At 46.4% G+C, this 13,567-nt stretch carries 8 protein-coding genes; 3 read left to right on the forward strand and 5 right to left on the reverse strand.

The genetic code is table 11. The features are described 5' to 3' along the window. The first annotated feature begins 209 nt into the window (after positions 1–209). Positions 210–1,982 carry a tetratricopeptide repeat protein gene (locus tag HWI92_RS11090; RefSeq protein ID WP_204663693.1) on the forward strand — a complete coding sequence of 591 codons (1,773 nt, stop codon included), beginning with the start codon at positions 210–212 and terminating at the stop codon, positions 1,980–1,982. A gap of 258 nt (positions 1,983–2,240) precedes the next feature. Then, positions 2,241–5,258 (forward strand): T9SS type A sorting domain-containing protein, encoded by a 3,018-nt coding sequence (locus tag HWI92_RS11095; protein WP_204663695.1) that lies wholly within the window; start codon positions 2,241–2,243, stop codon positions 5,256–5,258. Positions 5,259–5,273: 15 nt separating this feature from the next. Here HWI92_RS11095 and HWI92_RS11100 read toward each other — a convergent pair whose 3' ends face one another. Then, positions 5,274–5,546 carry a hypothetical protein gene (locus HWI92_RS11100; RefSeq protein ID WP_204663697.1) on the reverse strand — a complete coding sequence of 91 codons (273 nt, stop codon included), beginning with the start codon at positions 5,544–5,546 and terminating at the stop codon, positions 5,274–5,276. Positions 5,547–6,753: 1,207 nt separating this feature from the next. On the opposite strand from HWI92_RS11100, the gene HWI92_RS11105 reads away from it, so the two are divergent. Continuing rightward, positions 6,754–6,939, forward strand: a complete 186-nt coding sequence (locus HWI92_RS11105) for a hypothetical protein (protein ID WP_204663699.1) — start codon at positions 6,754–6,756, stop codon at positions 6,937–6,939. Positions 6,940–7,072: 133 nt separating this feature from the next. Here HWI92_RS11105 and HWI92_RS11110 read toward each other — a convergent pair whose 3' ends face one another. From HWI92_RS11110 to HWI92_RS11125, 4 genes are all read right to left on the reverse strand, one after another. Further along, complete coding sequence (locus HWI92_RS11110; protein ID WP_204663701.1) at positions 7,073–7,627, reverse strand: DUF1572 family protein; 555 nt, start codon at positions 7,625–7,627, stop codon at positions 7,073–7,075. Positions 7,628–7,784: 157 nt separating this feature from the next. Continuing rightward, complete coding sequence (locus HWI92_RS11115; protein ID WP_204663703.1) at positions 7,785–9,758, reverse strand: T9SS type A sorting domain-containing protein; 1,974 nt, start codon at positions 9,756–9,758, stop codon at positions 7,785–7,787. Positions 9,759–9,862: 104 nt separating this feature from the next. Continuing rightward, entirely contained in the window at positions 9,863–12,037 is a 2,175-nt protein-coding gene (locus HWI92_RS11120; protein WP_204663705.1) for a CBM96 family carbohydrate-binding protein, read from the reverse strand. A gap of 364 nt (positions 12,038–12,401) precedes the next feature. Beyond that, positions 12,402–13,358 carry a cation diffusion facilitator family transporter gene (locus tag HWI92_RS11125; protein ID WP_204663707.1) on the reverse strand — a complete coding sequence of 319 codons (957 nt, stop codon included), beginning with the start codon at positions 13,356–13,358 and terminating at the stop codon, positions 12,402–12,404. Positions 13,359–13,567 lie beyond the last annotated feature (209 nt).

The following is a 13,567-nucleotide window of genomic DNA, read 5'->3' on the forward strand; positions in this document are numbered from 1 at the left end:
TCTTTATTTATGTTGAGAATAAACGCCCAAACACCATATTGGGAAGACGTGATTGATGCCTGATCTTCTTGACTATTTAGAACATGGCTGGTGATCCATACAGTACGTTTGAACCGTAATCCGCTTTTATTAGGCCGGCTGAGCGGAACATGTAGAGGCCGGCAAGATTTACGTTCCCAAACCTTCAAAATCCAGCCAAAAACGTTCCGATGAAAGTTGCGCTCTATCTCTCTTTATTTATCGCATTTCCTGCCATCTCGCAGACTTCCAAAATGGACAGCCTTAAAAATCTTTTAGCCAGCGCGCATGCTGACACAATAAGGATCAATTTGCTGTTTGAAATTGCCATGGAATCATGGAGCACGTTACCCGAAAACACACTGGCAAATGCTGAGAAGATCCTATCCATGTCAAAAAAGATCAGCTATCAAAAAGGGCTGGCGGAAGGAGAATATGCGTTGGGCGTGTACTACTGGCAGAAAAATAAGTATCCCGAGGCCCTGGCGCATTATGCTGAAAGCGGAAAAATTTACAAACGGAACCAAGATCAGGTCGGTATTGCCAAAGCAATTTCCAGTGCGGGCCTTATTTATGGAGAGCAGGGAAATTACAGTCAGGCATTGGACAATTATTTGCAGGCGCTGGCTATTTTCGAGGGAATGAATGATCAGAAACGGAGCTCAAATATCTTCAACAGCATTGGAAATGTTCATAAAAATCAGAAAAATTACGATGAAGCACTTGTATTTTACAAGCGCGCGCAGGCAATCTGGATCAAGTTGGGAGATAAAAAATCAACGGCCGGATCTTACGTAAATATTGCATCGATATACATCCGGCAAAAAAACTTCCAGGCTGCCCTGACCAACGCGCAAAAAGCTTTGCAAATATTCGAAACGTTTAAAGATTTTAACGGTCAGATTATTTGTCATAATAACCTGGGCGAAATTTATTATCAAACCGCTAAATATGACCTGGCTGCTGCGGAATATAATGCAGCTCTGGCGATCAATAAAGATTTTCAGCGTAAGCCTGCGCTGGTAAGTTCTTATAACGGATTAGGGCATATTTATGCCAAAACCGGCAAAAGCGACAAGGCTTTGGAAAGCTATCAGAAAGCAAAAGAACTTGCAGAAGCAAACGGGATCCGACCGGCATTGCAGCTGGCCTATGAAGGGCTCGCGGTTGTGTATGGACAGAAGGGAAATTTTGCGAATGCATTTCATTTTCAGGAAAAAGCAATTGCGCTGAAAGACTCTATCTACAATGAAGAAAACACGGCGAAAATGACCAACATGCGCGTACATTACGAAAATGAGCGCAAAGAAGCCGAGCTGAAATTATTGCAAAAGGAAAAAGACCTGGGCGATGCGGCACGCAATACGATGCTGGTGGCACTAGCGGCGGTACTTGCGATGGTGGCGCTGGCATTCAACCAGCAGCGGATCAGGGCGGCTAAAAACCGGGAGCTGCATATTGCCCAGAAAGCACTTGCAGATACCGAAATCCGTAACAGCCTGGAAAAAGAGCAGCTGCTCCGCGACGAACTTGCATTCCGCAACAAGGCACTCACCACCCACACGCTCAACCTGATCCAGAAAAACAGCATTCTTGAAGATATCCGGGAAACGATTTTACAGGCGCTTAAATCAGGCCCCAAAGACGCAAACACGCCTTTATTCAACAAGCTGATCAACCTGATTGATTACAGCTTCAATCTTGATAAGGACTGGGATGAGTTCAAGACGTATTTCGAGAGCGTCCATCCGGATTTTTTTACAAAACTAAAAAAAGCCACGCCCGAACTGAGCGCCGGCGAACTTCGGCTCTGTGCATTGGTAAGGCTCAACCTGAACCTGAAAGAATCCGCAGGCTTGCTCAATATTTCTCCCGACAGCGTCAAAACCGCCCGGCACAGGCTCCGGAAAAAACTCAAACTCAGCGAAGAAAGTAATCTGCTGGATTACCTGATGACCATTTGATTTAACTACTGCAAAAAACACTTCTCTCTTTTCTTAAAATGCCGTATTCGGCATAGGCTCTGCGCACACATCCATTTTTCCATATATGCTTGAACATCAATCACTTTACTACCTTGTACACCTTTTGTACACCTGCATTTTGGGGTCAGTAATCCTTTTGTATACCCGCTGAAATAGGTGCCACCTCTCCGCCTTGTTACGTTTGCATGTTCACAAAATTTCCCATCACTTAAACCTGAAACGGTAACAAGCAACGTCATGAAAACTCTTTTACAATCATCAAAAAAAGCATTGTTCGCATGGGTCCTGTTTTCTGCAATCCACCTGGGTGCTTTTGCCCAGAACTGGGACCAGATTATCAAGGCCAATGCGGGCGACAGAAACAGTAAACCCTCAGGCACCCGCTCCGCAGACGACGCTTATGGCTATGCGGTAGCCGTTTACGGCAACTATGCGGTGATCGGCGCGCCAAAAGAAGATGAAAATGCATCCGGCAAAAGCACCCTGAACAACGCAGGAGCAGCATACGTACTGCATTTTGAAAACGGCAGCTGGAAACAGGTCAGGAAACTTGTTCCGTCGTTTAGAGCGGCTGAAAACAATTTTGGTTCTTCGGTGTCGATCAGCGGGAGCTACATCGTAGTGGGTGCCTATGGTGAATCCCGGATCAGCATAGGACTTCCTACCCTGATCAATGCCGGCGCAGTATACATTTTTCAGAAAGACCAGGGAGGAGAAAGTAACTGGGGCGAGGTTAAAAGACTGACCGCATCGGTACCGGATGCTTCCGATTCATTTGGGTACTCTGTATCCATCAGCGGAGAATTTCTGGTGGTTGGCGCGCCCCTCGACGCCCAGGATGCGGCAGAAGCCAATACAAAAAGTCAGGCAGGATCGGCCTATATTTTCAGGCGCGACCTGGGCGGTCTGAACAATTGGGGACTGGCCAGAAAAATTGCTTCCATCGACCGTGCTGTCACCGACCTCTTCGGGGTTTCAGTGGCGGTGAGCGGGGATAACATTGTGGTGGGGGCCTACCTCGACGACGTGATCAATTCAGCCGGAAGCACCGTATGGGATGCCGGTTCGGCCTATATTTTCAACAGAATGCAGGGCGGTACCGACAACTGGGGCCAGGCAAGAAAGCTGACAGCCACGACCTTGTTGGAAAACGGAAAATTCGGGGAAAGCGTGGCGATTGACGGAGATAACGTAATCGTAGGTGCCCAAAAGGATGCCGGGGCTGCATACATCTATAACAAATACAAAGGAGGTGCCGGCTTCTGGGGCGTCGTCAAAAAACTGACTGCTCCCTTTCCTGCCAATACCGACAATTTCGGGCAATCTGTTTCCATTCAGGGCGACTATGCAACCGTGGGTGCTCCGTTTGAATCCCAGAACAGCAATGAGGAAAACACCGTGTATAAATCCGGCTCGGCTTATATTTTCAAGCGGAACCAGGGCAGCGCCGACAACTGGGGCCAGGTGAGAAAAATCACCGCGTCTTTCCGTCAGCAAGACGATCAATTTGGCAGTGCGGTTGCTGTTTATGGCGATAATGTGATCGTAGGTGCACCCAATGAAGACGATGACGAGGAAGAGGCAAACCAGCTTTTCAGTGCAGGATCGGCTTATGCCTACAAGGCAGGCAATGGTGGGGCGGATAATTGGGGATTTTTAAAGAAAATGGTCATGGAAGGCTCAACGCCGGACGATCATTTTGGCTACTCGGTGTCCATCAGCGGCAAATATGCAATCGTAGGTGCTCCTTTTGAAGACCATGACCAGCAAGGTGGAAATGCCATACTGGATGCCGGGGCTGCTTATATTTTGTACAACAATGGTAGCAAATGGTCACAGGTTAAAAAGATTACGGCGGTGACACGCTGGGCTAATGACAACTTTGGGCAGTCAGTCTCTATCAATGGAAAATACGCGATTGTCGGCGCGCCCCAGGGCAATCTGAACGGAATCGAAGAGGGTTATCTGGAAAATGCGGGGGCTGCCTACATTTTTTACATGGACCAGGGCGGTGCAGGAAATTGGGGGCAGGTAAAAAAATTGGCAGCATTGAACCGTCATGCAAATGACCTGTTCGGCAAATCGGTATCTATGGGCGAAAATGTGGCCATCGTCGGCGCGCCCCTCACCGATGGTACCGAGGGGGTACATCAATATGGCTCTGCATACATTTTTGCCAAAGATCAGGGGAGCGTTAATAGCTGGGGACAGGTGACTGAACTGGCGGCACCTATAAGACTGGCTGACAGCAACTTCGGCCAGTCGGTCTCGATCAGCGGAAATTACGTGATTGTTGGTGCGCCGGGCGACTCATTCAATAGCGGCGGATCGATGATTCCGTGGACCGGCGCAGCCTATGTTTTCAAAAAAAATACAAGCGCCGGGAGTGCCTGGACTTTGGTAAAAAAGATCTACGCGAATGCCCACACTGCCCTGGACCGCTTTGGTTTTTCAGTCGCAATCAGCGGAACTACGGCTATCGTGGGGGCTTATGCGGAGTCAGAGAACAGTCTTGAAGCCGACTCGCACCACGCATCCGGCTCGGCATACATTTTCAAAAAAGACCAGGGCGGGACTGAAAATTGGGGACAATTAAAAAAACTGACGGCCAGTGACCGTGCGGCGGATGATTATTTTGGGTACTCCGTCTCGATCAGCGGAAACTGGGTGATTGTGGGTGCGTACCAGGAAGATGAAAATGCCCTTGGTTACGGAACTGCCGCCATGTCGGGTTCGGCTTACATTTTCCGCCGCGACCAGAACGGATCCAATGCCTGGGGAGAAGTCCAGAAAATCACTGCATTGAACCGCCATCCTGGCGACCGGTTTGGTTATTCGGTCAGTATCAGTGATACCTACGCCATTGCCGGATCACCTGACGACAGCCGTGACGCAAACGAACAAAATCCACTTCCCGGAGCAGGAGCGGCATCCATTTTCCACAGCCAACCTTCTACCGCGGCACGTACAAGCGAATTTTCTTTCGGTGTAGAAAACGAGGAAGAGCAATCGGCCACCGAGGAAATGACGATTTACCCTAATCCGGTAGTAGACAGGTTGTTCATCTCTGCCGTAGCGGCCGATAAAATCGCATCCGTAAGTATCATGAATGCATCGGGCAGATCTGTGGCATCCTCCTCCGGGCTATCAGCAGAAGGGATCACAACCAGCCACCTTATTGCAGGTACCTACATTGTGCGTATTGTGAAACGCGATGGTACCAGTATGCTCAGGAAGGTGGTTGTTGCCAGATAAATCCCGGGATGCAATTCAACTTCGCATCTTCTGAAATGGCCAAGGAAGAATATCAAAGTCGTGTAATATCCCCTTCATTGCCTTCAGGGTATATTCAGTCAGGTAATTAGCACTTACAATTTGATTCAATGCCTTGGATTCAGGGTGTTGAATCAAACTGTGAGCTTTTTGAAGTTTATTGCCACAGATAAAATTGTCGGCTGCGCCAAGTACACGACCCACGAGCCCTGCATTCTCTGCTCCTACGCGATCCGGCATTATCAAATCAGCTGGGTAGGCTTCATGCATGCTGTGCCGGCAGTTGGCGGCGTCAGTTCACCTTACGCGATATTGACGGCAACCGATATATCAATTTGGATGCCACCACCTGAGATGATGCACTTCGGAACATTTCCTGATGCTAATTAAATATTATCGAAATTGCATTGGGCCGATGTTTGACATTGAAGAACCAAGCCCGTGAAATAGGATGGCTCAGACCTGGCAGTTAGTCGTATGATCTTTGGCAAGATGGACTAACTTTCTGAAAGCAGGTTAACGTTTACACCTAAACGTTAACGTAGAAATATTGCAATTGATTTTTTTGGAGATAGAAGGTGGCAAACCAGCACTGTGTATTTAAGATTGGCGTTAACTGTAAGCTAGTCATAACATCCATCCAAAGTTATCAACGTGAACTTACTACCTCTTGTATGTCAGGCAAATAGCCAGCCATATAAAGACAAACAGCCATATCACGGATGTCTTCCAGCGCCCCGGCCAATTTCGGATACAATAATAAAGCAAGACCTCCACTGCGAAAGCTGCAGTACCGGCCATTAAATAGTACTGGAATGGAAGTCTTTCCGTATCGAAATTTCTTCTAAAAAGCGTTTCGAATATCGAAAACAGCACGCTTCCCATGATCATAAACCGCCACCAATCTTTTTGCGATTCCAGCTTCTTTAATTGATCCATCGTTTATATACGCTTTAAAATGCTGTTGAACTAACACCAGCCTGTCCGGCAAAAGTAATCCAGATGGCTAGCAATATATTTTATTCAAACATCTTGGTTGACAAAATCTACAAACTTTCACACACTCCTTTTTATTTCTGATACAATATATTTTTGATGCCCAATTTTCACATGACAAGGATAAACCTTCAAAACAGTGTGAAACATTTGTTCAATCCAAAAACAGACATAGCGGCTGCACAAGTTAAATTACGTTAAAAGAGCTTTACGAATATTTTCTCGTTCATTTAGTACCCTATCTTCGCAGGTAATAATTTCCATCTAATTGATTTATACTACGATGAGATTTACCGGGATACTGGCCATCTGTCTCGCACTTACACTATCGGATTTTGCCTTTGGCCAGAACTTTCATGCTGACAAAAGCTCCATTAGAAAGAAAGGCGTAAATGAAACCACTATAATTAATGCGAACCAAATATCCACGGATGGGCAAATTGTAACCTATACAGGCAACGTCTCCGTCAAGTCATGCGGAATGACTGTTCAGCGGGCAGATAAAGCTACTCTTGACATCAAAACAAAGAAGCTCACCATCTGGAATACAAATAAGAAGTTCAGGGTCGACATCGCCACAGGAGATCAGGATTGCAACTTTTCCAAGGGCCGCGTCGAATACACGCCCGGATCAGGTGTGGTTATGTATGCCACACTACCTGATTGATGTGAGGGTTTTATAAGGCTTAAAAGCAATCGCTTTCCCAGATGCCCAGCAGGTTGAAAAGTCGATTAAACAGGCGAAACTTTTCAAATACGTTTTTGAATGTGTTAATTATACTTTGTTAATCCCATTTTTTTCAGGGATTGTCAGTAAAATGACGCCGGCCTTTTTCCTGGTTAAATTTTCTGGCGTTGTATTCGTCCGACGCTTTTCTGGCGATAGACAACGTTTTCCAGTTCTCATCATTTACCATTTTTGCAACATAAACAATCTGGCCAATGTGATAAGGATAATGTGCCAGTTGCCGGTTGATTGCTTCTATCACGGTATGACCTTCATTTCGGATATAAACGATCTTTTCCAGATCACGTTCATCAAGATTGCGTAGGGTCGACAGCAAACAATCCCAACCGTTGTTCCAATGCTGAATCATTTGTTCCCGGCTGCTTAAATACGGCTCAAATTCCAGGTCCCTGTTGCGCCAGGTTTTCTCGCCGTCGGTCGTCAGGAAATCTGTAAAGCGGGAAAGCATATTGCCAGCCAGGTGATTGACGACCATTGCGATACTATTGCTTTCAGGATTATACTGCCAAAAAAGCGACTCATCTGATACCTGTGCCATCGCTTTATCACCCAGCATTTTATAATATTCAAATTGCTTGATGGCACTTGACAAATAGCTGTTATTCATGGCTCTGAATATTTAAAAATAACCTGCATTGGAATTGTAACCTTGTTACTAAAAAGAAAACCAGGAGACGAAATTGGAGAACGCAATCCAGACTCTTGTCAATCAGGTATACAGAAAGCAAAGTGAAAAGGGCTATCGATTAAGTAGCCCTTCCATCTTATTGGCGTATTGCGATCTTTCGGGTTATTTCTATGCCATCCACAAGGGTTACCTTGACAAAGTATAAGCCAGGTGTAAATGATTTGATATTAATATCCACGGAAGGTTTATCTCCTGAGCTGTAAAGTAACTTTCCTTGGTTATCAAGGACTTGTACACCATTTACTTTCGACCAGTCCCGAGCCTTTAAGTGGATGTTCTCCACTGCCGGATTGGGATAAACGGATACAGTAAATTCCGCCCCAAACTGCACATGCCGGATTTTGCTGTAAGCAAATGATCCGTCTGCATCTACCATTTTAAGCCGGTACAGGTTATCGGATCCTAATACAGGGGTAGTGTGTGTATAGTGGTAAACGTTCAACTTTTTACTCTCCCCTTGTGCATGAACCTTGGTTAGGTTTGTCCATGCTTTTCCATCCAGGCTATGCTGTATTTCAAAGTAGTCACTGTTGGTTTCGGATGTAGTTTGCCAAATAAGAGCTGCGTTTTCGTTCTCTTTGGCAGCTGTGAAACTTTTCAGGATTACGGGGAGAGGTGGCTGCTCTTCAACCAGTTTTAAAACCCACATATCATTGATTCCTTTGGGATCCTCTGATTTATAGATATTCTTTGGTGAGCGGGAATATCCTGCAAGAAGATAACCTCCATCAGAAGCCGGGATAATTGAGTAAGCTACATCAGCCTCGATGCCTCCAATAGTCTTATCCCATTTGGTTGTTCCGTTTGAATCCAGTCGAATAGCCCAAATGTCCGAACTGCCGTAGCCAGGTTCTGTTTTGTCTTTCCCGCGATCGCCGAAGTCAGACATTCCAACTGCTATTACTCCCTTATCAGGCGTCTCTATCAAACTATAAAACAGGTCGTATCCTACTGGATTATAATCATCCCCCGTGTCAATGCTACCTAACACCCGGTCCCATATTTTGTTGAGTGAGGAATCTGTTTTTACTATCCAGTAGTCTAACCCGGATGCACTTTGAGATTGGTCACCATTTGCCGGGCCGCTGATGGATCCGCCGAGAAGAAATCCGCCGTCTAAGGATTGTTTTATTTCCAGACATTCCGCCAAACTTATCTGCCCACCCAGCTGCTTAAACCACATCTTGTTTCCATTAGCGTCGACCCGCATCATGTTAAACCAGTCATTATACCCTTCGTAAGTGGTAACATTGCCAATTAACAATCCACCATCTGCAAGAATCTGAGAAGTAACCGGTCGGCATAACCCACCTGTTCCGACGACTTTATCCCATAAGATCAAACCATTTGGCGCAAGCTTTACAATCCACTCCTCAACGAAATTATCCCCGCCAACAGAAGATGCGGTCTTGTCACCGCTCGGAGGCCCATATGTCGGCCCAACCAATAAGTAACCTCCGCCCACTGCTTCGTGGATACCGATTATTCCATCAGGCTGGTTTGTTCCTATCGTCCGATCCCATTGTTTGTTCCCCAATGCGTCGATTTTGACAATCCAAATATCCTGCGGGGTTTGTTTGCCTGGCTTAACGGGTTCGGTCTTATCGCCGCCTGATCCGGATTTTGAGTTGCCTGCTATAATGTAACCGCCATCAGAAGTTGAAGCTGCTACCGTAAGAACATCATCGGCTGTGCCTCCAAAGGTTTTATCCCATTGTTTATTGCCGCTCTTATCGATCTTTATTATCCAGTAGTCTATTCCGCCGCGACTGTCTTCTGTTTTGTCAAATGCTGCATTAGAACCTGACTGGCCAGCCAACAGGTATCCACCGTCTTTGGAGGGAACAGCCTTAACTGCTCCGCCGACCCCGAAAGTTTTGTCCCACTTTACAACAGGAGTCTGAGCGATTGCGACTGTTGTTAGTGACAGAAGGGTAATGCTGAGTAAAAGATGTTTCATTGAAGTCCGTTTAGGATGTTTGGTTTTAATCCTATTAGACGAAGCCTCGCGATACATACTGGAAGGAAGAGAAAAAAGTTTTTTCTTCAATATCAACCAGTTATGATCCATCTAAAAAGATGGGAAATGCGCACAACTTATATAGCAAAGTCACCCATCTCTGAGTGGCTTTTAACCTTGTCTGTTGTCAGAATTTAATCCGTCACAAGCACATTCACTACCTCCGTAAATGCATCTGATTTTATTTTCAGCAAATAAATGCCTGGATGGAATGATTGTCCGGCAATATTAACTTCTGCATTTGCGCCAGGCCTGGCATTTTGGACTGCTGAAATAGTGCGGCTTTTACCAGCTGCATTAACCATTTCAAAAGAAATTGACCCGGCATGTTCCGGTGAAAGGGAAACTATAAACTGATCTTTTACAGGATTGGGAAAAATGGTCGAGTGCTGCTTTTCTTGAACTTCCGTAATAACTTCTTCCTGGCCTATGCGCGCAATGCCATTTTGAGCCTGTACAATCGGAGTAGTCTGATACACGAGCTGAGGCCCCAGAGCGCCTGATTCCTTGCTGTTCACAGTTGCCGTGACACTCGTTTTGTTCGGATCGTCTAACACAAAACTTACCAGTACGTCGCCAGATTGCCGCTGTGCATTAACATAACTGGTCACATCAATTTCACGATATTGGCCAACATCATTCACGGTCATGAATCCAAGTGACGAAGTTGAGGCGGCAGGCGCATTGTTTCCGGTAAGGGTCTCCTCTGTCCAGCTATCATCATTGACGCCATAGGCGTGAATGGCAACGCTTGCATTGCTTTCAGGAGTATAACCATAGATTCGCAGTTTGGCCGAGGTGATTTCAGCCTTTCCGGCAGGGAGCTGAAATTTTATATAGGTTAAGGCATCACCGATATAGGTGGGTCCTGGGTTAAGAAACCGACGAACGTCTATATATGACCCGGAACCGTAATTCGTATTGCTATACTTACCCATATTTATCATACCATCGGCCACTGGTGACAAAGTTGGACTCGCAGTAACTTCAATGGCCGAAACGCGTGGAAGGTCAGCCGCTCCCGTGAGGAAATCGATGTTTAGTATGCCGTCGGTAACCCTCACCGGGATCGTCAGCTGAACTGCACGCAGCGCTCCGCCAGCCTCGGCAAAAATGTCGTAATTCGTCAGCTTGCGGCTTCCCTCGATATCAACATTAAACTGTCTGCTACCCGCGCCGCCTTTTTTTCCTGGCGCGCCAAAATACGTTTCAGCAAAGTGCAGGGTTACATTCACCAGCTCATTGACAACCGGAATGTTGTAGCTGAAAGAAGGCGAACAGCGTCCTGAGCGGTAAAGCACATCATTGGTCGTATTGAGAATATCGCCCGAGGCAATGGAGCTGGTGCGGTCGATACCGGCATAATACTGATCAGCGACAAACAGTTTCTGGGTCGCAGTTGTAAAAGCCGGTCCGCCGGCATTGATGCGCACCAGTGTTTGAGGTGTACAGGTTGCCGACAACCTCACTTCCTCATTATTGGAACAACCCGCAGCATTTCCTGAAATGCTGGTGTTTCCTGATGCAACCTGATCACAGACGATCCTGACAGCACAATCGGACAGAAGAGGATTATTCGTAATGGTTACAGAATTGGCGCTTTTCAATTGACTCAGCTCCGAAATGCTGGTTAATGCTCCGTTGCCTGTAATTTGAAGATATGAATGCACTGATTGCAGCCGAGCTAATCCTTTCAGGTTTTTGATGTTCTTGTTATTACCGACATACAAATAATAATCAACTTCTTTAAGTCTCCTGAGGCCGTTCAAATCCCTGATCATGTCGTTTTGCCCTATGGAAACGGCTTTAAATACCGTGCTCACATTGTGAAGTCCCTCCAGGCTGGTCAATGCCGGATTTGCACCGATGGACAATGAGCTATAGATCCGGGTGACGCCACTCAGTGCAGTGATACTTGTAAGCTTCTCATTGGAAACAACCCTGATACCCCGTAGCGGCCGCACAAGTTTTTCCAGGCCGGTCAGGGTAAGAAGGTTATCATTGTCTTCGATATTGAGTGAGCCGTCCAGTTGTTCCAGGGAGGACAAACCTGCTATGCTGACCAGATTCGGGTTATGATCAATACTCAGTCTTCCGGCAATCCGGGTCACGTTGCGCAGCCCGTCCAGGTTTGTAATGTCCGTTGAAACGATGCTCACATTGCCGGTAAGCACAGAGCAACCCGGATAGTTAGTGCTAAAATTGTCAATCTCCGCCTGCGTTTGAAATTTTGCTACGCTGCATGTCTGTGACCAGGCGCGGGATGTTAACAATGCCAATAAAAAAACGAGAGGTAGAATCTTTTTCATAAATTTTCTAAGTAAATGTGATGGCTAGGCATATAGAGCGCCTGTTCACCATTAGACGAAAGGGGGAGCCGGATACTGCCTGGCAAGAAAACATTTTCAGAAATCCCTGCATTTACCATGTTACAGGCTACCGATCAAGTAGCCCATCCATGTTACTGCCCTATCACAATCTTTCGGGTTGTTTCCGTGGCGTTCGTAAGGATCTCTTTTGCCCTTAAAATCAAATGCTGGACGTTGCAGTTAGCATCAGAGAAATGGCTGTCCAGCTTCGTGGGCCTGCGATCGGCGGCCCGACAGACTGGAACGCGAAGGCTAAGCAGTTGAAGGTATCCTGGTTACGAGCACAACAAGCTGCTCAGTCAGGTCAAACAGGACGGTCTGACCTCGACGAAGATCGTCCGGGAAAGAAAGAGTTTAAATACAAATGATCCGTCGGTTGCACGAAAACAAACTTCACCAAGGCGGACTTTTCCTTGATTTTACTTCTTATTTCATGGATGGCAGCGTTTATCTCTGCACTTGTCATATCGTCACGGAAAACGACCATGACAATCATAACGATTTCATTGGGGGACAGATAATTGGAAAGAATTTCCGGGACTGAGACTACACCGTTGACCTCGTCTACCAGCGCTTTGATCTTCACTTTCGTTTCCCGGGCAACACCTTCACCCATTAACAGACTTCTGCTTTCCCGGGCCAGGATGATGGATACAATAATCAACAGGATACCAACCAGCAGCGATGCAACCCCATCCAATACCGGCATGTTGAGCAAATGTCCCAGGTAAAGGCAAACACCCACAATCACCAGACCAATCACGGCGGCTAAATCTTCGAAAAGGACCAGAAATGTAGACGGATCTTTGCTTTTCACAATCGCTTCCCACCAGCCCAAATCGCCTTTCACATGGTTAAATTCCTTTGCAGCAATGACCAGGGACGTACCTTCGAATAAAATGGACAGTACCAATACAATATAACTCAGCTTAGGATTTCCCAGCGCCTCCGGCCGGATGATATGAATGATACCCTGGTAAACCGACAATCCCCCACCCAATCCAAAGATCAGGATCGAAACGATAAACGACCAGAAATACAGCTCTTTACCATATCCGAAAGGGTGCGTAGCATCGGGCTCTTTGTGGCTCCGGCTGATTCCCAGCAGCAACAGCAACTGATTGACCGTGTCGACCAGGGAATGGATGCCCTCGGAAATCATCGATGCACTGTTGCTGAAACTTCCTGCCACAAATTTTGTAACAGAAATCAGAAGATTAGCGCCGAGCGCACTGTATATAGAAGTTTTAGAAGATGACATGTAGGTCTGTGAGGCTTGTAAAAAGTGATTCAGATACGCAGGATCGTAATCCCGTTACCTGTGCTTTAACTCTCAGATAATGCCATGCCCGGATCCTTGTTTTGAAGCAGATTAACACAAAAAATTCAGGATAAAAGTTTTCAGCCGGTTTGCGGTTACGATGGTTAAATGACTTAAACCTTTGTTGGTCAGTTCTTCTGGTATGCATG

Origin of the sequence: Dyadobacter sandarakinus (assembly GCF_016894445.1) — a bacterium.
GTDB classification, from domain to species: domain Bacteria; phylum Bacteroidota; class Bacteroidia; order Cytophagales; family Spirosomataceae; genus Dyadobacter; species Dyadobacter sandarakinus.

Excerpts from the sequence above, each read along its gene's own strand:
- HWI92_RS11110 (WP_204663701.1), bottom strand. The coding sequence starts at position 7,627 with ATGAATAACAGCTATTTGTCAAGTGCCATCAAGCAATTTGAATATTAT.
- HWI92_RS11090 (WP_204663693.1), top strand. The coding sequence starts at position 210 with ATGAAAGTTGCGCTCTATCTCTCTTTATTTATCGCATTTCCTGCCATC.
- HWI92_RS11125 (WP_204663707.1), bottom strand. The coding sequence starts at position 13,358 with ATGTCATCTTCTAAAACTTCTATATACAGTGCGCTCGGCGCTAATCTT.
- HWI92_RS11100 (WP_204663697.1), bottom strand. The coding sequence starts at position 5,546 with ATGCATGAAGCCTACCCAGCTGATTTGATAATGCCGGATCGCGTAGGA.
- HWI92_RS11105 (WP_204663699.1), top strand. The coding sequence starts at position 6,754 with ATGACTGTTCAGCGGGCAGATAAAGCTACTCTTGACATCAAAACAAAG.
- HWI92_RS11095 (WP_204663695.1), top strand. The coding sequence starts at position 2,241 with ATGAAAACTCTTTTACAATCATCAAAAAAAGCATTGTTCGCATGGGTC.
- HWI92_RS11120 (WP_204663705.1), bottom strand. The coding sequence starts at position 12,037 with ATGAAAAAGATTCTACCTCTCGTTTTTTTATTGGCATTGTTAACATCC.